Origin of the sequence: Paraburkholderia sp., assembly GCF_047605525.1 — a bacterium.
Lineage (GTDB): Bacteria > Pseudomonadota > Gammaproteobacteria > Burkholderiales > Burkholderiaceae > Paraburkholderia.
Genome location: NZ_JASGFN010000050.1, coordinates 1 through 20,278 on the forward strand (window position 1 = coordinate 1; position 20,278 = coordinate 20,278).

Consider the following 20,278-nt stretch of genomic DNA (forward strand, 5'->3'; position numbering starts at 1 on the left):
ACATCGGCGGCATCATCAAGCACGCGCGCGCGCTGAACGCGATCACGAACCCGGGTACGAACTCGTACAAGCGTCTCGTGCCGCACTTCGAAGCACCGGTCAAGCTCGCTTACTCGGCACGCAACCGCTCGGCATCGATCCGTATTCCGCACGTGTCGAATCCGAAGGGCCGCCGTATCGAAACGCGCTTCCCGGATCCGCTGGCGAACCCGTACCTGTGCTTCTCCGCGCTGATGATGGCGGGTCTGGACGGCGTGCAGAACAAGATCCACCCGGGCGAAGCCGCCGACAAGAACCTGTACGACCTGCCGCCGGAAGAGGATGCAAAGATCCCGACCGTGTGCGCGGGCCTCGACCAGGCGCTCGACTCGCTCGACGCGGACCGCGAGTTCCTGACGCGCGGCGGCGTGTTCACGGATTCGATGCTCGACGCGTACATCGAACTGAAGACGGTGGAGCTGCAGCGTTATCGTCAGTCGGTGCACCCGGTCGAATTCGAAATGTACTACTCGCTGTAAGCGGTCATGGCGCTTCGCCCTTCACCCGGCGAAGCGCTTGCCCGACGCTCGCGATCGGTCACGAAGGGACGGCGGCGCCGTCCCTTTTTCGTTAGGGCCGCTGTATTGCATGACCGGCCGCGCGCCGGCGGGGCGCAAGCCACGCATTAACGTTAAAGCCGCGGTACCCCACGCAGTACCCCGATTTATTACCTCTCCTACCGGCCAGACTGCAAGATGGTTCTCAAGAATCTGATCAAGGCAAGGAAAGGACACGAGCAGACGCTGTCGGATGACGTGCAGCTCGCGAGCTCCGGTTTGCTGCCGGGCTTCGAGGCGCTGCCGACCGTCGTGCTGGTGCTCGAGAAGCGCACGCTGCGCGTCGCGTACGCGAATCCGTCGGCGGAGTCGATGCTCGAGATGTCGCGCCGGCAACTGACGCAGATGGCGTGGCCGGACATCTTCTCGAACGCCGATGAACTCGTCGCGACGATCACCGCGATCGCCGCGCACCGTTTTCACGCGACGCATCTGGACGCCGTGCTCGAGCGTCCCGGCCACGAGTCGCTGCACGTGCATGCGATCGTCGGCTTTCTGGAAAGCGCGCAGGATTACGTACTGCTCGAACTGTTCGAGAACGAGCGGCATCTGCGCACCGACCGCGAGGAGCGCATCAGCGACCTCACGGCCGTCAACAAGCAGCTGATCCGCAATCTCGCGCACGAAATCAAGAACCCGCTCGGCGGCATCCGCGGCGCCGCGCAACTGCTCGAGTTCGAGCTCGGCGAGCGCCAGCGCGACGAATTGCGCGAGTACACCCAGGTCATCATCAAGGAGTCGGACCGGCTGCAAACGCTCGTCGACCGGCTGCTCGAGCCGCACCGTCATCCGCATATCGTCGGCGACGTGAATATTCACGAGGTGTGCGAGCGCGTGCGCCAGGTGATTCTCGCGGAGTTTCCGCGCGGTCTCAATATCGTGCGCGATTATGACGTCAGCGTGCCGGACTTGCGCGGCGACAAGGAGCAATTGATCCAGGCGCTGCTGAACATCGTGCGCAATGCGGCCGAGGCGTTGCGCGAGCGCATCTCGCAGGGCGACGCGCGCATCGAGCTGCGCACGCGCATCGCGCGCAAGGTCACCATTTCAAAACGCCTGTGCAAACTGGCACTGGACTTGCGTATCGTCGACAACGGCCCAGGCATTCCCGAAGAGATTCGCGACCGCATCTTCTATCCGCTCGTGTCGGGGCGCGAGGACGGCAGTGGTCTCGGTCTCACGCTCGCGCAGACCTTCGTGCAGCAGCACGAAGGTCTGATCGAGGTGGACAGCCGGCCGGGCCATACCGAGTTTCAGATTTTGCTGCCGCTCGACTGCTAACACCACATGCATCTCAAGACTTCTGACCGACCTATATGAAGCCGATCTGGATAGTAGACGACGATCAATCGATTCGCTGGGTGCTCGAAAAAGCGCTCGCGCGCGAGAACTTCGCGACGCGCAGCTTCGCGAACGTGCGCGAAGCGTCGGCCGCGCTCGATCACGACAGCCCGCAGGTGCTGGTCTCCGACATCCGCATGCCGGGCGGCTCCGGGCTCGAGCTGTTGCAGACCGTGCGCGACAAGGTGCCGGGCCTGCCGGTCATCATCATGACCGCGTTCTCGGATCTCGATAGCGCGGTCGCCGCATTCCAGGGCGGCGCGTTCGAGTATCTGGCCAAGCCGTTCGACGTCGACAAGGCGGTCGAACTGATCCGCCGCGCGGTCGACGAAAGCATGCGCGGCGAGCAGACGTGGGACGAGCGCGTCGCCGAGGCGCCCGAGATGCTCGGCCAGGCGCCGGCGATGCAGGACATGTTTCGCGCGATCGGCCGGCTGTCGCATTCGGCGGCCACCGTGCTCATTACCGGCGAATCGGGCACCGGGAAGGAACTGGTCGCGCGCGCGTTGCACCGGCATAGCCCACGCGCGAACGGTCCGTTCATCGCGTTGAACACGGCCGCGATCCCGAAGGATCTGCTCGAGTCCGAGCTGTTCGGCCATGAGCGCGGCGCGTTCACCGGCGCGCAGGCCATGCGTCAGGGGCGCTTCGAGCAGGCCGAGAACGGCACGCTCTTTCTCGACGAAATCGGCGATATGCCGTTCGATCTGCAGACGCGTCTGTTGCGCGTGCTGTCGGACGGCCAGTTCTATCGCGTGGGCGGCCACAATCCGCTGCGCTCGAATGTGCGGGTGATCGCGGCGACGCACCAGAATCTCGAATCGCGCGTGCGTCAGGGGCTGTTTCGCGAGGACCTGTATCACCGCCTCAACGTGATCCGTCTGCGCTTGCCGGCGTTGCGCGAGCGCAGCGAAGACATCCCGTTGCTTACACGGCATTTCCTGCAAAAGAGCGCGCGCGATCTCGGCGTCGAACCGAAGCGCGTGTCCGACGAAGCGCTCGCGTATCTCGCGTCGTTGCCGTTTCCCGGCAATGTGCGGCAACTGGAGAATCTCGCCAACTGGCTGACGGTGATGGCGCCCGCGCAGACGATCGAGATCAAGGATCTGCCGCCCGATCTCGGGCCGGCGCAGATGGGGGCGGCCGATTCCGCCATCGGCGCGGCGGCCGTCGCGACGGCGGATGGCGCCGCCGCGGCCGGTGCCGGATTCGCGGGCGGCGCGCCACTGGGTGGCGCAAGTGCCGGCGCCGCCTTTCCGGTAGGGGCGGCGAGCACGGCAGGCGTATCGATCGCGGCCGCGCTGAGCGCGTGGGAGGGCGGCTTGCGCACCGAGGTCGCGCGGATGCTGCGCGAAAACGCGGCGGACGTGATGGACGAACTCGCGCGCCGTTTCGAAGCGGCGGTGATTCGCGAGGCGCTGGACTTCACGCGCGGCCGCAAGGTCGAGGCGGCCGAGCGGCTCGGCATCGGGCGCAATACGATTACGCGCAAGATACAGGAACTGAATATCGAGCCCTGATCGCGGGCATGAGCTGACGTTGCAGGCGAGGGCGGCGCGAGCCGCCCGCGTCGTTTCCGCATCGATTCGCGCGCAAGGCATAATCGACGCTGTTTTCATTCGACAGCCGACGATGCCCGCTTCTCCCGCCCCCTTCCAGTGGCCGCTTTCCCCCGATCCCTTTCTGCCGCTCGAAGCGCTTCACGACCCGGACGTGCTCGAGTGGGTCGAAGCGCAGAATGCGCGCACGCGCTCCGCATGGTGCAGCGGCGCATCGTTCGACACGCTGAAGCGCCGGATTGCCGACGCGTATCTGCCGCGTGAGCGGCCGGTGATTCCGGATCGCTGGAAGGAGTGGGCTTACGATCTGTGGCAGGACGAACGCAATCCGCGCGGCATCTGGCGGCGCACGCCGTGGGCCGCATGGCGCGGCGGCGCGCCGGTGTGGCAGAACCTGCTCGACTTCGATGCGCTGGGCGCGGCCGAGGGCACGCCGTGGGTCTGCGTCGACCTCGACATTCTTTATCCGGACGGCGACCGCGCGCTGATCACGATGTCGCCGGGCGGTTCCGATGCGCTCGTCGTGCGCGAGTTCGATATCGACGCGCGGCGTTTCGTCGACGACGGTTTCGCGATCGCGAAGGCGGGCAAGCATACGGCGTCGTGGATCGATCGCGATACGCTGTACGTCGGCTGGGACAACGGCCGCAAGACGCTGACGCGCTCCGGTTATCCGCGCGAGGTGCGACGCTGGACGCGCGGCACCGCGCTCGCCGATGCGCCGGTGGTGTATCGCGGCGAGTTCCGCGATATCGGCGTGGAAGCGCACTACGATCCGCTCGACCGGCGGCACACGGTAACGAGCAGCGTCGACTTCTTCGATTCGCACACTTATTACCTCGACGGCGCCAGCGCTGCCTGGCATCGCTACGACGTTCCCGCGCACGTCGCGGTGGGCGCGTGGCAGGGCTGGCTGCTGCTGGAGCCGCGGCTCGACTGGGAATACGACTGGCAAGGCGGCCACGCGCGCCATCCGGGCGGTGCGCTGCTCGCGATTCGCGAGGACGCTTTTCTGCGCGGCGAGCGCGACGTGACGCCGCTCTTCGTGCCGACACCGCTGACGTCGGCCTGCGAGTGGTCGCATACGCGTCATCATCTGATCGTGTCGTATCTCGACGACGTGCGTAGCAGGACGTCGATCTGGACGCCGTCCCGACGCGAGAACGGCACGTGGCAGTGGCGCGAGCGCGTGTTCCCATCGCAGGGAGACGCGCAGGTCGAGGTGTCGCCGGTCGAATCGACGCTCGACGACGAGGTGTTCGTCGACACCGACGACTATCTGCAACCGCCGGCTTACTGGCTCGCGGACCTCGCGCGCGACGAGCCGGGCGACTGGGAGTTGCTCGACCGCTGGCCGACGCAGTTCGACGCGACGCGCTTCGCGGTGACGCGCGGGCACGCGGTGTCGGCCGATGGCACGCGCGTGCCGTACACGGTGATTGGGCCGAAGGACGCGTCTTCCGCCGCTGAAAAGAACAGCCGCCCCTGCTTGCTGAGCGGCTATGGCGGCTTCGCGATTCCGTTGCTGCCCAGTTACCTGACCGGGCCGGGCATCGGCTGGCTCGAGCGCGGCGGCGTGTACGTGGTCGCGCATATTCGCGGCGGCGGCGAGTTCGGCACGCGCTGGCATACGGCGGCGCAGGGCGCGCATCGCCAGCGCGCCTTCGACGATTTCATCGCGGTCGCCGAAGCGCTGATCGCGACGGGCGTGACGAGCGCCGCGCGGCTCGGCATTCAGGGTGGCAGCAACGGCGGCCTGCTGGTGGCCGCGTGCATGGTGCAGCGACCCGAGCTGTTCGGCGCGGTAGTGTGCGAGGTGCCGCTGCTCGATATGCGCCGCTATCACCTGCTGCATGCGGGCGCGTCGTGGATCGACGAGTACGGCGATCCCGATGAACCCGATGAAGCGCGCGTGCTCGCCGCGTATTCGCCGGCCGTATCACAACGTTGCGGCGGGCGTCGCGTATCCGCCGGTGCTGTTCACGACGTCGACCGCCGACGATCGCGTGCACCCCGGCCATGCGCGCAAGATGGCCGCGCGGATGCAGGCGCTCGGCGCGTCGAATGTGTGGTATCGGGAGAATACCGAAGGCGGCCACGGCGGCTCCGATGAACTGGAGCAGGCCGAGCACGATGCGATGGTGTTCGGGTTCCTGTGGAGCGTGCTGGGCGGCACGGGGTGAGCGTGGCTGTCTTCCGCGCGCTCAACCAAGCTGCGCGAACACCGGCGCGTGATCCGAAGGCTGATCCCATTTGCGCGGCACCTTGTCGATGTCGCACGACGTGCAGATGTCGGCGAGCGCTTTCGACAACAGGATGTGATCGATGCGCAGCCCCGCGTTGCGGCGGAACGCCATCATCCGGTAATCCCACCACGAGTAGATCTTCTCCTGCTGCTCGAACTGGCGGAATGCATCGAGCAGGCCGAGTCCGATTAGCCGCACGAACGCCGCGCGTTCCTCGGGCGACACGAGATTCTGGCCTTCCCACGCCTTCGGGTCGTGCACGTCGCGATCTTCCGGTGCGATGTTGTAGTCGCCGAGCAACGCGAGCTTCGGATGCAGCGTCATCTCGGTCGCGAGCCAGTCGTGCAGCGCGTCGAGCCAGCGCAGTTTGTACGCGAACTTCTCGGTGCCCGGCGCCTGGCCATTCGGAAAGTACGCGGAGATGATGCGCATGCCGTCGATGGTCGTCGCGATCACGCGCTGCTGCGGATCCTCGAAGCCGGGAATGTTGCGCACGATGCTGCTCTCGTCGACATTCAAGCCTTCACGCACCAGAATGCCGACGCCGTTATAGGTCTTCTGGCCGGCATAAAAACTCCGATAGCCGATCGCTTCGAGTTCGGCGCGCGGAAATTTTTCATCGGGGAGCTTCAGTTCCTGCAGACACAGCACGTCGGTGCCGCTGCTCGCGAGCCAGTCGACTACGTGCTGCTGGCGGACTTTGAGGGAGTTGACGTTCCAGGTGGCGATTTTCATGTCGTTCTCGCATCTTGCCGGGCAAGGCTCGGTAAAGCCCTGGTCCGTTGTTCTGATCGATTGCCATGGCGTGCGCGCGGCTGCGCAACATGCCGTCGTTCGGGACCCTTGGAGGTCATGCGAGCAACGACATGCGGCACCTGCGATGCCGTGTGTTTATCGCCGCGGGCGATTCCTGATGCCGGCAGTCCAGCATCTTATCGTGCGCGAGCGCGTCACGCGTTCGAGAAATCTCCCGCGGCATCATTTGACGTTTTGTGAACGACCCGATATAATCTTTTTTCTCTGACGCGGGGTGGAGCAGTCTGGCAGCTCGTCGGGCTCATAACCCGAAGGTCGTAGGTTCAAATCCTACCCCCGCAACCAAGCATTGTTGAAAGCCCGCATGACACAAGTCATGCGGGCTTTTTGACTTCCAGCGGCTGCTTTGCTTTTGCCGCGCAGCATTATTCAATCGCCCATTCCACCGCCGCCTGCGCATGCAGAGCGGTGGTGTCGAATACGGGCAGCGACGAATCTTCCGGTTTGATCAGCAGCGTGATTTCCGTGCAGCCGAGTATCACCGCCTGCGCGCCGCGCGCGGCCAGATTGTCGATCACGCGCTGATAGACCTTGCGTGACGCGTCGCTCACGTTGCCGTGACACAGCTCGTCGTAGATGATGCGATGCACGTCCGCGCGTTCGGCGTCGTCGGGAATCAGCGTGTCGAGTCCGTGGCGCTCGCGCAGCCGGCCCGTGTAGAACGCCTGCTCCATCGTGTAGCGCGTGCCGAGCAGGCCGACCCGCTCGACGCCCGCCGCGCGCAGCGCCGCGCCGGTCGGATCGGCGATATGCAGGAACGGCACCGTGATCGCCTGCTCGATCGATTCGCACACGCGATGCATCGTGTTCGTCGCGAGTATCACCAGATCGGCGCCGCCGCGTTCGAGCTGGCGCGCGGCCCCGGCCATCTGCTCGCCGAGCGCGGGCCAGTCGCCGGCGCGCTGGTTCGCCTCGACTTCCGCGAAATCGACGGTCACCATCAGGCTGCGCGCGTTGTGATGGCCACCGAGGCGCGCCTTCGCGTGGCGGTTCAGCAGCCGGTAATACTCGGTGGACGACTCCCAGCTCATTCCGCCGATCACGCCGATCGTTTTCATCTGTACGCTCCGTCAATGCATGCCTGAAACGGCGAGTATAGGCGCGCCGCGCGGGGCCCCACCGGTACGGATTGCGCAGCGCGCGCCGGTACGGCATCGTGACGGCATTCCATTCACAGGCGCTTTTCTGACGCCGATAGAATCGTAGCGAGTCCGCACGCGATCAACGGGAGCGATACATGGATCTGATCATCCGCCGCGCGACGCTGCCGCGCAGCGCCCACGAGCAACACCGGCAGCCGTGGCCGGTCGATATCGGCATCGACGCGGGCCGCATCGTCGCGGTCGAACCGGATCTGGCCGCGAGCGCGCGCGAGGAAATCGACGCGGCGGGCTCGCTCGTCACGCCGCCATTCGTCGATCCACATTTCCATATGGACGCGACGCTGTCGTACGGCTTGCCGCGCGTGAATGCGTCGGGCACGCTGCTCGAAGGCATCGCGCTGTGGGGCGAGCTGAAGCCGGCGCTCACGCAGGACGCATTGATCGAGCGCGCGATGCAGTACTGCGACTGGGCGGTCGCGCGCGGCCTGCTCGCGATCCGCAGCCACGTCGACGTGTGCGATTCGCGACTGCTCGCGGTCGAGGCGCTGCTCGAAGTGAAGCGCCGCGTCGCGCCGTATCTCGATCTGCAACTCGTCGCCTTTCCGCAGGATGGCCTGCTGCGCAGTGCCGGCGCGTTCGACAATCTGAAGCGCGCGATCGGCATGGGTGTCGACGTGGTCGGCGGCATTCCGCATTTCGAGCGCACGATGGCCGACGGCGCGCAGTCGGTGCGCCTGCTCTGCGAGTACGCGGCCGGGCAGGGCTTGCGCGTCGACATGCATTGCGACGAATCGGACGATCCGCTATCGCGCCACATCGAAACGCTCGCGGCCGAAACGCACCGGCTCGGTCTGCACGGACGCGTCGCCGGTTCGCATCTGACGTCGATGCATTCGATGGACAACTATTACGTGAGCAAGCTGTTGCCGCTGATGCGCGAGTCGGGCGTCGCCGCGATCGCGAATCCGCTGATCAACATCACGTTGCAAGGCCGCAGCGACACCTATCCGAAACGGCGCGGCATGACGCGCGTACCGGAGATGATGGCCGCGGGCATCACCGTCGCGTTCGGCCACGACTGTGTGATGGACCCGTGGTACAGCCTCGGTTCGGGCGACATGCTCGAAGTCGCGCACATGGGCCTGCACGTCGCGCAGATGACGGGTGTCGACGGCATGCACGCGTGTTTCGACGCGGTGACGGTGAACGCGGCGCGAATTCTCGGTCTGGAGGGATATGGCATTGCGCCCGGATGCGCGGCCAATCTGGTGCTGCTCGACGCGCGCGACGCGGTCGAGGCGATCCGTCTGCGCGCCGCGCGGCTCGCGGTGGTGAGCCGTGGCAGGGTAGTGAGCCGCGCGCCGGCCGCGCGGGCTTCGTTATCGCTCGAGGGGCGGCCCGAGCAGGTGGATTTCAAGCTGCATCGAGCGTAGCGGCAGCGGTGTAGCTCACTCACCAGGCAGAACGGCGGCCTGCCTGCGCAAGCCGCCGCTGATGACGCGTCGATCGCTCAATGCGCGGCGCCCGGCGCCATGCCGTTATGCCGCAGCAATGCGTCGATATTCGGCTCGCGACCGCGGAACGCCTTGAACGATTCCATCGCCGGACGGCTGCCGCCCACTTCCAGAATTTCGCGGCGATAACGCATGCCGGTCGTCTGATCGAGCACGCTGCCGGCCGACTGCGCGGCTTCCTCGAACGCCGCATACGCATCGGCGGACAGCACTTCGGCCCACTTGTAGCTGTAGTAGCCGGCCGCGTAGCCGCCCGCGAAAATATGGCTGAACGTATTCGGCCAGCGCGAGAACGGCGCCTGCGGCACCACGTGGAAGCGCTCGTTGATTTCGCGCGCGAGATCGTTCGCGCTCTTCGCGCCGTTTGCGTCGAAGCCCGTATGCAGTTGCATGTCGAACATCGAGAACACGATCTGCCGCAGCGTGCCGAGACCGCTCTGGAAGTTCTTCGCCGCGAGCATCTTGTCGAACAGCTCGCGCGGCAGCGGCTTCGCGGTATCGACGTGCGACGTCATGTCGGACAGCACGTCCCACTCCCAGCAGAAGTTCTCCATGAATTGCGACGGCAATTCGACCGCATCCCACTCGACGCCGTTGATGCCCGACACGCCCAGCTCGTCGACGCGCGTGAGCATGTGATGCAGACCGTGGCCGAACTCGTGGAACAGCGTGATCACTTCGTCGTGCGTGAAGCAGGCGGGCTTGCCGCCGACCGGCGCCGAGAAGTTGCAGGTCAGATACGCGACCGGCGTTTGCACCGCGCCGTGCGCGAGTTTGTGACGGCCGCGCGCGTCGTCCATCCAGGCACCGCCGCGCTTGCCTTCACGCGCATACAGGTCGAGATAGAACTGCGCGACGAGGCCGCCATCCTGATTCTCGACGCGGAAAAAGCGCACGTCCGGATGCCAGACGGCCGCTTCGTCGCGGCGGATGCGCACGCCGAACAGCGTTTCGGTGACCTTGAACAGGCCCTTGAACACCGCGTCTTCGGGGAAGTACTGTTTGACCTCGTTTTCCGAGAACGAATAGCGCTTCTGACGCAGACGCTCGGCGGCGAACGTCATGTCCCATGGCTGCAGATCGCTCATGCCGAGTTCGCTCGCGGCGAATTCGCGCAACTCTTTCCAGTCCTGCTCGGCATGCGGCCGCGCGCGCGTCGCGAGATCCTCGAGGAAGGCCATGACCTGCGCGGGCGATTCGGCCATCTTCGGCGCGAGCGACACTTCGGCGAAGTTGCCGTAGCCGAGCATGCCGGCTTCCTCGGCGCGCAGCTTCAGTTCGTCGGCGAGCACCTGGGTGTTGTCCCATTCGGGCTTGCCGTTGCCGTACTGTGGACCGAGCTCGGACGCGCGCGTCACGTACGCGCGATACATCGCTTCGCGCATCGGACGGTGTTCCGCGTACTGCATCACCGGAAAATACGACGGGAAGTGCAGCGTGAATTTGTAGCCGGTCTTGCCTTCGCGCTCGGCGGCTTCCTTCGCGGCTTCGATCACGTCTTCGGGCAGGCCGGCCAGTTGCGCTTCGTTGCCCGCGTCGACGAAGTAGGCATACGCGTTGGTCGCGTCGAGCACGTGATCCGAGAACGCCTTCGACAGCGCCGCCTGGCGCTCCTGCAATTCGGCGAAACGCGGCTTCTGGTCTTCGGGCAGTTCGGCACCGGACAGACGGAAGTCGCGCAGCGCATTGCCGAGGATTTTCTTGCGCTCGCCGGTCAGCGACGCGAAATCGTCGCTTGCGTTGAGCGCCTTGTACTTTTCGTAAAGCGCCAGATTCTGGCCGACACTCGACCAGAATTCGGTGACGCGCGGCAGATTTTCGCCGTACACGGCGCGCAGCTCGGGCGTATCGGCGACGGCGTTCAGATGGCCGATCACGCTCCACGCGCGCGACAGCGGCTCGGTGGCGCGCTCGACCGGCTCGACCACGTCGGCCCACGACGCGGGCGTGACCGGCAACGCGGCGCGTTCGACAGCCGCGCTCGCGTTGGCGAGCAGCACGTCGAGCGCGGGGGTTACGTGTTGGGGGCGGATGTCGCCAAAGCGCGGCAGGTCGGAAAAATCGAGGAGCGGGTTGTCTTGAGGCGTGGCGGTAGTGGACATAGGGCTTCCTGTCTGACGCGGGTGAAGGGGACGGGTGCGGCGGCGAGCGCGCGTTCCGTGTCGGCGGTGTTTCCTTCGGCGTGCGGCGCATCGCGCGATGCGGCACCGGATACCGAGCATTATTGGGGCGCGGCGCGCCAATTCCAATCCATCGGCTGACAAATTATCAGATGTTGCGGTGCGCGGGGCAGGTTGGGGCAGGGCGTGGGCTGTGAGTCGCGCGCGACGACGTTTCTGGGCGAGGCCGCGCGGAATTGAGATGCTGGTGTTCAGCGAGGGGGGGCGACAGGATGGCAATGGGGTGCTGACAGGACGGATGAGTCGCCTCTCATTCCGTCTCGCGCCCGTCGCTCGACCCTTACGCGTTCGATGCCTGCGCGTTCGCTGCGCGCTCGGCCGCTTCGATCGTGTTGACGAGCAGCATCGTGATCGTCATCGGGCCGACGCCGCCCGGCACCGGCGTGATATGGCCGGCCACTTCCTTGACGCCCGCGAAGTCGACGTCGCCGCACAGCTTGCCGGCGTCGTCGCGATTCATGCCGACGTCGATCACGGTCGCGCCCGGCTTCACCATGTCCGCGGTCAGGATGTTGCGCAGGCCGGTCGCGGCGACTACGACGTCGGCGTTGCGCGTGTGCGCGGCCAGATCGCGCGTCTTGCTATGGCAGATCGTGACGGTCGCGCCGGCTTCGAGCAGCAGCAGCGCCATCGGCTTGCCGACGATGTTCGAGCGGCCGATCACCACCGCGTTCGCGCCCTTCAGATCGATGCCGTAGGCTTCGAACATTTTCATCACCCCGTACGGCGTGCACGGACGGAACAGCGGCTGGCCGGTCATCAGCGCGCCGGCATTGGCGACGTGAAAGCCGTCGACGTCCTTTTCCGGCGCGATTGCCTCGATCACCTTGTGGCTGTCGATATGCTTCGGTAGCGGCAGTTGCACCAGAATGCCGTGGATGCGCGGATCGCGGTTCAGTTCGTCGATGCGCGCGAGCAGATCGGCTTCGGGCAGATCGGCCGGATAACGGTCGAACGACGAACCGAGGCCGTTGTCGTGGCACGCCTTGACCTTGTTGCGCACGTACACTTCGCTGGCCGGGTTGTCGCCGACCAGAATCACCGCGAGGCCGGGCTGATGGCCGCGAGCGGTGAGGGCGGCGGCGCGCGCGGCGACGTCGGCGCGCAGGGTCTTGGAGAGGGCAAGGCCGTCGATCAGTTTGGCAGTCATGGTCGGTCGAGGGTTGAGTCGAGAGTTGAGCCGGGGCGGGTGGTTGGGCTAGCGGGGCGAAGCGCCTGCGCGGGCATGTGCGAGCGCGATGGCGCTTGCGACGGGAGCCGCGCGGTCCGTGAAAGGCGCGCGCTGCCGGTTCGGGCGGGGCGCCGCTGCAAAATCCGACATTATACCGGCGCGGGGGCGGGCTCCAGCAGGGGATTCGGGACGCGGCAAGTGCCCGGATCGTGGGTCTGATGCGCGGGGTGTGCTTCGTGGCTCGCCGCCGAAGGCACAAGGCCGGCCGGCGATGCGATCAGCGCGAAGCCCCGGCTCATCACGCCATTGTCGACGTAGTCGTGCGCGCCGCCTTGCGCATGCGGTCCCTGCGCGGTCAGGATCCGGTAGTGGTAGCCGTGATAGGCCTCCTGCGGCCGCGTGCGCGCGGGCATCGTCGCGGCGAGCGGCCCGAGCGGGCTTTCCGCCTCGCCGGGCACGGTTGTCCAGATCAGAGACTCCTTCTCAACGTCCATTGGACATCGTCGCGAGTACCTGCGGAAACGCGACCAGCGACTGCACGCTCGGATCCCACGGCTCGGCGGCGACCGCCTTGACCGCGTCGTCGCCTTGCAGCTTCGGGTTTGCCTTCGACCATGCGGCCGCCTGCTCCACCTGCTGCGGGAACGTCGCGGCCATCAGCACCTGGGCGAGCAGTGCATCGGGATAGAGCGCGATGGGCGCCGTCAGCGAATCGAGCTGCTGGTTCGAGATTTTCGCGGCGCCTTGCGCATGCGCGGCATCGGACGTGGCGAGCAAGCCGAGACCGGCAACGACGGGTGTTTCCGCCAGCGCCGCGCACGCCAGCAGCCAGATTGGCAGCATTCCCGGCAATCTTCGCGAGCGGCGCACTCCGGCCAGAAGCGCGACAGAAGGCACGACGAACGCTCTGCATGCGGGCAATGAAGTTCACCGGCATCGTAGCGCCACGCCAGGCACAAAATGCGCGGCACCTCATACCCAAGTCGATCGCGCATCGGCGAACACCCGTTATGGAGCTTTTTATAAAGTAGGAGGCGCAGCCGCGCTGGTCAATTCTCGTGAGCGACTGCTGAAAGACGCCCGCTGGAAAGCAGGCCGGGACGAGCACGGAATCAATCCATGCGCTACAACTAACGAAACGACGCATCACGACAGGCCACCGCGAGCCACCCACAGGCCGCACCCTTCATCAGTTCGGCCCATGGCGGATCGGCACGGCAAGCCGGCGGCCCTCACGCGAAGGGCCGCGCATCGCTGTTTTACTGCGCCGTTTGCGGCTTGTTCGACAGCGCGAGTCGCAGCAGATCGGCGACCGTGTTGACGTTGAGCTTTTCCATGATGTTCGCGCGATGCGCTTCGACCGTCTTGATGCTGATGCCGAGGTCGTCGGCGATCTGCTTGTTCAGGCGGCCGGCGATGATGCGCTCGAGCACCTGATGCTCGCGCGCGGTCAGCTTGCCGAGGCGCTCCGCGGCGGCGCGCTGCTGCTGCACGCTGCTGCTTTCGCTGCGCGCCTTGTCGAGCATGCGCTCGACCAGCTTGCGCAGTTCGGCTTCGTCGAATGGCTTCTCGATGAAGTCCATCGCGCCTTTTTTCATCGTCGACACCGCCATCGGCACGTCGCCGTGACCCGTCACGAAGATGATCGGCAGCGACGCGTTGTCGGCGATCAGGCGTTCCTGCAGCTCGAGCCCGCTCATGCCGGACATCCGCACATCGAGGATCAGGCACGCGATCTGGCCAGGATGCTGATGCGGCTGCCATGCGTCGAGAAACTGTTCGGCGCTCGAGAAGCATTGCACGCGGTAGCCGTTCGCCTCCAGCAGCCAGCGCAGCGAATCTCGCACGGCCTCGTCGTCGTCGACGACAAAGACGGTTTCCTGTGTGGTGACTGGGCTGTTCATAGCTCTCCCGTAACGGTTTGTGGTGTCGGCGCCTCGGACCCGCCGTTGCTCGGGCCGTCAGGCTCTCCAATAGGCAGACTGCAATGGAACGTGGCGCCCGTGATGTGGCCGTCGGATTCGACGTTGTTGACCACCCACAGACGGCCGCGGTGCGATTCGATAATCGAACGGCAAATGTTCAGCCCCATGCCCATGCCATCGGACTTGGTGCTGTAAAACGGTTCGAACAGACGCTCGGCGGTCGCCTCGTCGACGCCGGGCCCCTGATCGACGACGCTGATGCAGACGAAGCCGCTGTCGAGCCGCACGACCACCCGGATCACCGGATCGACCGCGTTCGGCCGCGCCTCGGCCATCGCCTCGACGCCGTTCTTCAGCAGGTTGACCAGCACCTGCTCGATCAGCACCGGGTCGACGTAGATCACCGGCAGACGCGCGCGCAGGTCGGTGACGATGCGGATGCGCCGCTTTCTCGCCTCGATCTCGGCGAGTCCCACCGCGTCCGCGACGATATCGGCGACGCGCGTGGCCTGGCGCTTCGGCTCGCTGCGCTTCACGAACTCGCGGATGCGCTTGATGATCATGCCGGCGCGCACCGCCTGCTGCGCGGTCTTTTCGAGCACGGGCAGCAGATTGTCGGGTGTCGTTCGACCGGATTTAACCAGCGCGACGGTTCCGGAGCAATAGTTATTGATCGCGGCGAGCGGCTGGTTCAGTTCGTGCGCGAGCGACGAGGCCATTTCGCCCATCGTCATCAGGCGGCTCGTGAACTGCAGTTTCTCGTCCTGCTGGCGTGACAGCTCCTGCGCCTGCTTGCGGGTCGTGATGTCGGTTGCGATCTGCATCTGCGCGAGATGGCCGTCGACCCACTGGATGTACTGGCGGCGTACCTCGAACCACTTCTGGATGCCCGGAATATAGACTTCCTGCGCGTCGGCGGTGCTTTCGGTCAGCGCGGCGGCGGGCAGGCCGACGTAGGTGTCGACCATGTCGATCGAATCGGACGACGCCTGCGAACTGTCGAAACCGCCGCCCGCGAGTTCCAGATGACCGTCCGGACGGATGCCGAACAGATGGCGGTAATAGCGGTTCGCGAACAGCAGCTCGGCTTCGTCGGCGGCGAGCACCGAGACGGCCGCGTCGAGGCTTTCGAGCACGGTCGTGAAGCGTTCGTGCGCGGCGGCGAGTTCCTCGCGCGCGCGCTTCGGCTCGGTGATATCGGTCATCGACGACATCCAGCCGGTCTGGCGGCCCGAACTGTCGATCAGCGGCGATACGTAGAGGCGTGCGTGAAACAGCGAGCCGTCCTTGCGGCGCACGCGCAACTCGAAGCCGGACGAGGGCGCCTTGCCGCGCAGCGTCATGTCGAGCTGGCGCTGCATTTCCGGGTACGCGTCGCGCGGCCAGTAGGCGAACGGCGCGCTCTTGCCGACGAGGTCGCTTTCGTCCCAGCCGGTCATGCGGCAGAACGCCGGGTTCACGTGCGTGATGCGGCCGTGCATGTCGAGCACGCGCATGCCGATCAGCACGGAGTTTTCCATCGCGCGGCGAAAGAACGCCTCCGCGTACAGCGCCTGCTGCGCCTCGAAGCGCTGGCGCGTGTGCTTCCACAGACTCCACAGGCTCCACAGCACGAAACAGGAGAGGCCGGCCACCAGCCACACCAGCGTGTTGTTCGTGAAATTGGTGATCTGCGGGAACGCATAGACGCGCACCGAGATGCCCTGGCCCGGCGGGTCGAGCGGCAGGTCGTAGAACATGTCGCGCGGCAGGCGCGGGCGGGTCGACGTGGTGGTCAGCTCGCGGTTGTTCACGTCGATGATCGAGATCTTGTACTTGGCCGACAGCTCGGGCGGGATGTCGCGCTTCAGGATGCCTTCGACCGAGAACACCGCGGCGATCGTGCCGAGGAAGTCGCGGTCGCGGAAGATCGGTGTCTGCAGCGTGATGAAGCCGTTGCCGAGGTCGTCGTAGATGAGCGGCGAGTACACCTGGCGGCGCGTGTCGCGCGCGTCGGCGAAACCGGCCTTGACCGCTTCGTCCATTTGCGCGTCGTTGGGACGGGCGAGACGCTGGCCGAGCACGGGCGGCGCCGCGTTGGGCCAGCGCGGCTGCTGCTGGCCCGTGTACCAGTTCATGTAGAGGATTTCGGGGTGTCCCTGCATGATGTCCGTGGTGGACACGAGGAACGAATGCTGGTCGGCGTGGCCGGCGGCGAGATCGCGCGCGAGCGCCTGGATCTGCTCCTGCGCGCCCGTCATCGACAGGCGGATCTGTTGCTGCGCCCACGCGACGTTGCGGTACAGCGTGTCTTCCTGCTGTTGCTGCTCGCGCCGGTTCAGACTCCACAGAATCAGGCTCATGACGACCAGAAATACCAGGATCGACAGGAGCGGTGTCAGCAAATAGGAATTGGACCACCACGGTCCATGGTGCCAGCGGGGGGACGGCGACGAATCCGCTGGCGAACCGGCGTTGCGCGCCGAGCGAGAGAAAAACCGTTCGGTCAACATGCGTGGCATTGTAGCGCAGCGCGTCGCTGACAAATGACGCAAAAAAGCACGGAAAGTCCAGTTAATCGGCGCAAACTAGCCGACGGATTCATCGATTGGGAGTCAAATCAGGTTGCGCCGCAACAATTTTCCGTATTATGAGAATTGATCTCGTAATTTGAAAATTTGGTTGCGCGGACGTCGGGACCCTTATTACAATCGGCCGGAACCTGCCGCGGGTCGTGTCCCGTCCGCGTCGTCTGTTCAAAGTGCGTTCCCCATACCCAGGAGACGAGCATGTCCGCTGTACCCGACGAAGTCATGAAATATGTCGCCGCCGATAAAGACGACGATCCCCAGGAAACCGGCGAATGGCTGGAAGCGCTGGATGGCGTGATTTCTGCTGTGGGCCCCGACCGCGCCCACTATCTGATCGAGAAGCAAATCGAGTTTGCGCGCGTGCACGGCGAACATCTGCCGTTCTCGGCCAACACCCCGTACATCAATACGATTCCGGTCGCGCGCCAGGCGAAGATCCCCGGCGACCAGGACATCGAACACCGCATCCGCTCGTACACCCGCTGGAACGCCATGGCGATGGTGCTGCGCGCCGGCAAGGAAACCAACGTCGGCGGGCACATCGCGTCGTTCGCATCGGCCGCCACGCTGTATGACGTCGGCTACAACCACTTCTGGCACGCACCGTCGGCCGAGCACGGCGGCGACCTCGTATTCGTGCAGGGCCACTCGTCGCCGGGCGTCTACTCGCGCGCGTTCCTGCTCGGCCGCCTGACCGAGCAGCAGCTCGACAACTTCCGCCAGGAAGTCGGCGGCGAGGGCATCTCGTCGTATCCGCACCCGTGGCTGATGCCGGACTTCTGGCAGTTCCCGACCGTGTCGATGGGCCTCGGCCCGATCATGGCGATCTACCAGGCGCGCTTCATGAAGTACCTGCAGGCGCGCGGCATCGCGAAGACCGAAGGCCGCAAGGTCTGGGCCTTCCTCGGCGACGGCGAAACCGACGAGCCGGAATCGCTCGGCGCGATCGGCATGGCCGGCCGCGAACGGCTGGACAACCTCGTGTTCGTGATCAACTGCAACCTGCAGCGCCTCGACGGTCCGGTGCGCGGCAACGGCAAGATCATCCAGGAACTCGAGAGCGAATTCCGCGGCGCGGGCTGGAACGTCATCAAGGTCATCTGGGGCAGCCGCTGGGATGCCCTCTTCGCGCGCGACAAGTCGGGCGCGCTGATGCGCCGCATGATGGAAGTGGTCGACGGCGAGTACCAGACGTACAAGTCGGAGTCGGGCGCGTTCGTGCGCGAGCACTTCTTCAACACGCCGGAACTGAAGGCGCTCGTCGCCGACTGGTCCGACGACGACATCTGGAATCTGAACCGCGGCGGCCATGATCCGCACAAGATCTACGCGGCGTTCACGGAAGCGTCGAATTCGAAGGGCCAGCCGACCGTCATCCTCGCGAAGACGATCAAGGGCTACGGCATGGGCGAAGCCGGCCAGGCGATGAACATCACCCACCAGCAGAAGAAGATGCAGGTGGAGCAACTGAAGAAATTCCGCGACCAGTTCCGTCTGCCGATCACGGACGAGCAGATCGTCGACGTGCCGTACCTGACGTTCGAGGAAGGCTCGAAGGAACTCGAATACATGCGCCAGAAGCGCATGGACCTCGGCGGCTATCTGCCGGCGCGCCGGCAGAAGGCCGAATCGCTGCCGGTGCCGGAGCTGTCGGCGTTCGAGCCGCTGCTCAAGGGCACCGGCGAAGGCCGCGAGATCTCGACGACGATGGCGTTCGTGCGGATCCTGAACATCCTGCTGAAGGACAAGACGCTCGGCAAGCGCGTCGTGCCGATCGTGCCGGACGAGTCGCGTACGTTCGGCATGGAGGGTCTGTTCCGTCAGATCGGCATCTGGAATCAGGACGGCCAGAAGTACGTGCCGGAAGACTCCGACCAGTTGATGTTCTACCGCGAATCGGAGACCGGCCAGATCCTGCAGGAAGGCATCAACGAAGCCGGCGGCATGGCCGACTGGATCGCAGCCGCGACGTCGTACTCGACGCACGGCGAGATCATGATCCCGTTCTACGTCTTCTACTCGATGTTCGGCTTCCAGCGCATCGGCGACCTCGCATGGGCGGCCGGCGACATGCGCTCGCGCGGTTTCCTGCTGGGCGGCACCGCGGGCCGTACGACGCTGAACGGCGAAGGTCTGCAGCACGAAGACGGCCACTCGCTGCTGTGGGCTGCTTCGGTGCCGAACTGCATCAGCTACGACCCGACGTTCGGCTACGAACTCGCGGTCATCATGCAGGACGGTCTGCGCCGCATGGTAGCGGAGCAGGAGGACGTGTACTACTACATCACGGTGATGAACGAGAACTACGAGCACCCGGCGATCCCGCAGGGCGACACCGTGGCGGCGGACATCATCAAGGGCATGTATTCGTTCAGCAAGACCGCGGCCGACAAGAAGGCACCGCACGTCCAGCTGATGGGCGCGGGCACGATCTTCAACGAAGTGATCGCCGCGGCCGACCTGCTGAAGAACGACTGGGGCGTCAACGCCGACCTGTGGAGCGTGCCGAGCTTCACCGAACTCGCGCGCGAAGGCCACGAAGTGCAGCGCTGGAACCTGCTGCATCCGACCGAAGAGAAGAAGCTCTCGCACGTCGAGAAGCTGCTCAAGGATGCGCCAGGCCCGGTGATCGCGTCGACCGACTACGTGCGCGCGCTGACCGAGCAGATCCGCGCGTTCGTGCCGCAGAAGTTCGTCGTGCTGGGCACCGACGGCTACGGCCGCTCGGACACGCGCGAGAAGCTGCGCCACTTCTTCGAAGTCGACCGCTACTGGGTCACGGTCGCCGCGCTGAACGCGCTGGCGGACGAAGGCACGATCGAACGCAAGGTGGTCGCCGAGGCGCTCAAGAAGTACAACCTTGATCCCGCCAAACCCAACCCGATGACCGTCTAAGGCATCACCCGTGTGCCATGGCGCGCGCCATCCACTCCTGTCGACCAGGGGCGGGCGGCGCGCGCGGCCCAGGAGACACTAACAATGAGTCAAGCGATCGAAGTCAAGGTGCCGGACATCGGCGATTACAAGGACGTCCCTGTGATCGAGGTGCTGGTGAAGGCGGGTGATACCGTCGAGAAAGAGCAATCGCTCGTTACGCTGGAATCCGACAAGGCGACGATGGACGTGCCGAGTTCGGCGGCCGGCGTCGTCAAGGAAGTGAAGGTCAAGGTCGGTGACACCGTGTCGGAAGGCACGCTGATCATCGTGCTGGAAAGCGCCGAAGGCGCGGCCGCGGCGCCTGCCGCCGCACCCGCGCC

12 protein-coding genes, 1 tRNA gene and 3 pseudogenes are annotated in these 20,278 nt (G+C 65.4%); 8 read left to right on the plus strand and 8 right to left on the minus strand.

What is annotated here, in order from left to right; genetic code table 11:
* The 4 genes and pseudogenes from glnA to QM685_RS35985 all read left to right on the plus strand — a co-directional run.
* Positions 1–518 (plus strand): annotated as a pseudogene (glnA, locus tag QM685_RS35970) (glutamine synthetase); the annotation flags it as partial.
* 216 nt (positions 519–734) lie between these two features.
* The gene (gene glnL, locus QM685_RS35975; protein ID WP_415124161.1) at positions 735–1,877 is read left to right on the plus strand and encodes a nitrogen regulation protein NR(II); all 1,143 of its coding nucleotides are present in this window, start codon (positions 735–737) and stop codon (positions 1,875–1,877) included.
* Positions 1,878–1,912: 35 nt separating this feature from the next.
* Positions 1,913–3,457: a nitrogen regulation protein NR(I) gene (ntrC, locus tag QM685_RS35980; RefSeq protein ID WP_415124163.1), complete on the plus strand. Its 1,545-nt coding sequence runs from the start codon at positions 1,913–1,915 to the stop codon at positions 3,455–3,457.
* Positions 3,458–3,569: 112 nt separating this feature from the next.
* A pseudogene (locus QM685_RS35985) lies at positions 3,570–5,679 on the plus strand (prolyl oligopeptidase family serine peptidase).
* A 21-nt stretch (positions 5,680–5,700) separates the two neighbouring features.
* On the opposite strand, the gene xth reads toward QM685_RS35985, so the two are convergent.
* Entirely contained in the window at positions 5,701–6,477 is a 777-nt protein-coding gene (xth, locus tag QM685_RS35990) for an exodeoxyribonuclease III (protein WP_415124165.1), read from the minus strand.
* A gap of 289 nt (positions 6,478–6,766) precedes the next feature.
* Between xth and QM685_RS35995 the strand changes: the two genes are divergently transcribed.
* A tRNA-Met gene (locus QM685_RS35995) sits at positions 6,767–6,843 on the plus strand.
* A gap of 80 nt (positions 6,844–6,923) precedes the next feature.
* On the opposite strand, the gene QM685_RS36000 is transcribed toward QM685_RS35995, so the two are convergent.
* Positions 6,924–7,616: an aspartate/glutamate racemase family protein gene (locus QM685_RS36000; protein WP_415124167.1), complete on the minus strand. Its 693-nt coding sequence runs from the start codon at positions 7,614–7,616 to the stop codon at positions 6,924–6,926.
* 179 nt (positions 7,617–7,795) lie between these two features.
* Here QM685_RS36000 and QM685_RS36005 point away from each other — a divergent pair, with 179 nt between their 5' ends.
* Entirely contained in the window at positions 7,796–9,094 is a 1,299-nt protein-coding gene (locus QM685_RS36005) for an amidohydrolase family protein (RefSeq protein WP_415124169.1), read from the plus strand.
* A gap of 77 nt (positions 9,095–9,171) precedes the next feature.
* Here QM685_RS36005 and QM685_RS36010 read toward each other — a convergent pair whose 3' ends face one another.
* The 6 genes and pseudogenes from QM685_RS36010 to fixL all read right to left on the minus strand — a co-directional run bounded on the left by QM685_RS36010 (position 9,172) and on the right by fixL (position 16,943).
* Positions 9,172–11,277, minus strand: a complete 2,106-nt coding sequence (locus QM685_RS36010) for a M3 family metallopeptidase (protein ID WP_415124171.1) — start codon at positions 11,275–11,277, stop codon at positions 9,172–9,174.
* A gap of 358 nt (positions 11,278–11,635) precedes the next feature.
* Positions 11,636–12,505, minus strand: a complete 870-nt coding sequence (gene folD, locus QM685_RS36015) for a bifunctional methylenetetrahydrofolate dehydrogenase/methenyltetrahydrofolate cyclohydrolase FolD (protein WP_415124173.1) — start codon at positions 12,503–12,505, stop codon at positions 11,636–11,638.
* Between the two features lie 170 nt (positions 12,506–12,675).
* A complete protein-coding gene (locus QM685_RS36020) occupies positions 12,676–13,020 on the minus strand; it encodes a DUF2950 family protein (RefSeq protein WP_415124175.1) in 345 nt (114 codons plus the stop codon).
* Positions 13,019–13,369: pseudogene (locus QM685_RS36025) on the minus strand (DUF3300 domain-containing protein); the annotation flags it as partial. The gene QM685_RS36020 and the pseudogene QM685_RS36025, both read right to left, overlap by 2 nt.
* 416 nt (positions 13,370–13,785) lie before the next feature.
* Positions 13,786–14,430 carry an oxygen response regulator transcription factor FixJ gene (gene fixJ, locus QM685_RS36030; protein ID WP_415124177.1) on the minus strand — a complete coding sequence of 215 codons (645 nt, stop codon included), beginning with the start codon at positions 14,428–14,430 and terminating at the stop codon, positions 13,786–13,788.
* The gene (gene fixL / locus QM685_RS36035) at positions 14,427–16,943 is read right to left on the minus strand and encodes an oxygen sensor histidine kinase FixL (RefSeq protein WP_415124179.1); all 2,517 of its coding nucleotides are present in this window, start codon (positions 16,941–16,943) and stop codon (positions 14,427–14,429) included. Before fixL ends, fixJ begins: the two co-directional genes overlap by 4 nt.
* Before the next feature lie 276 nt (positions 16,944–17,219).
* On the opposite strand from fixL, the gene aceE reads away from it, so the two are divergent.
* Entirely contained in the window at positions 17,220–19,916 is a 2,697-nt protein-coding gene (gene aceE, locus QM685_RS36040; RefSeq protein WP_415124181.1) for a pyruvate dehydrogenase (acetyl-transferring), homodimeric type, read from the plus strand.
* 84 nt (positions 19,917–20,000) lie between these two features.
* Positions 20,001–20,278: biotin/lipoyl-containing protein (locus QM685_RS36045; protein WP_415124183.1), on the plus strand; the 278-nt coding region annotated here is incomplete at its 3' end.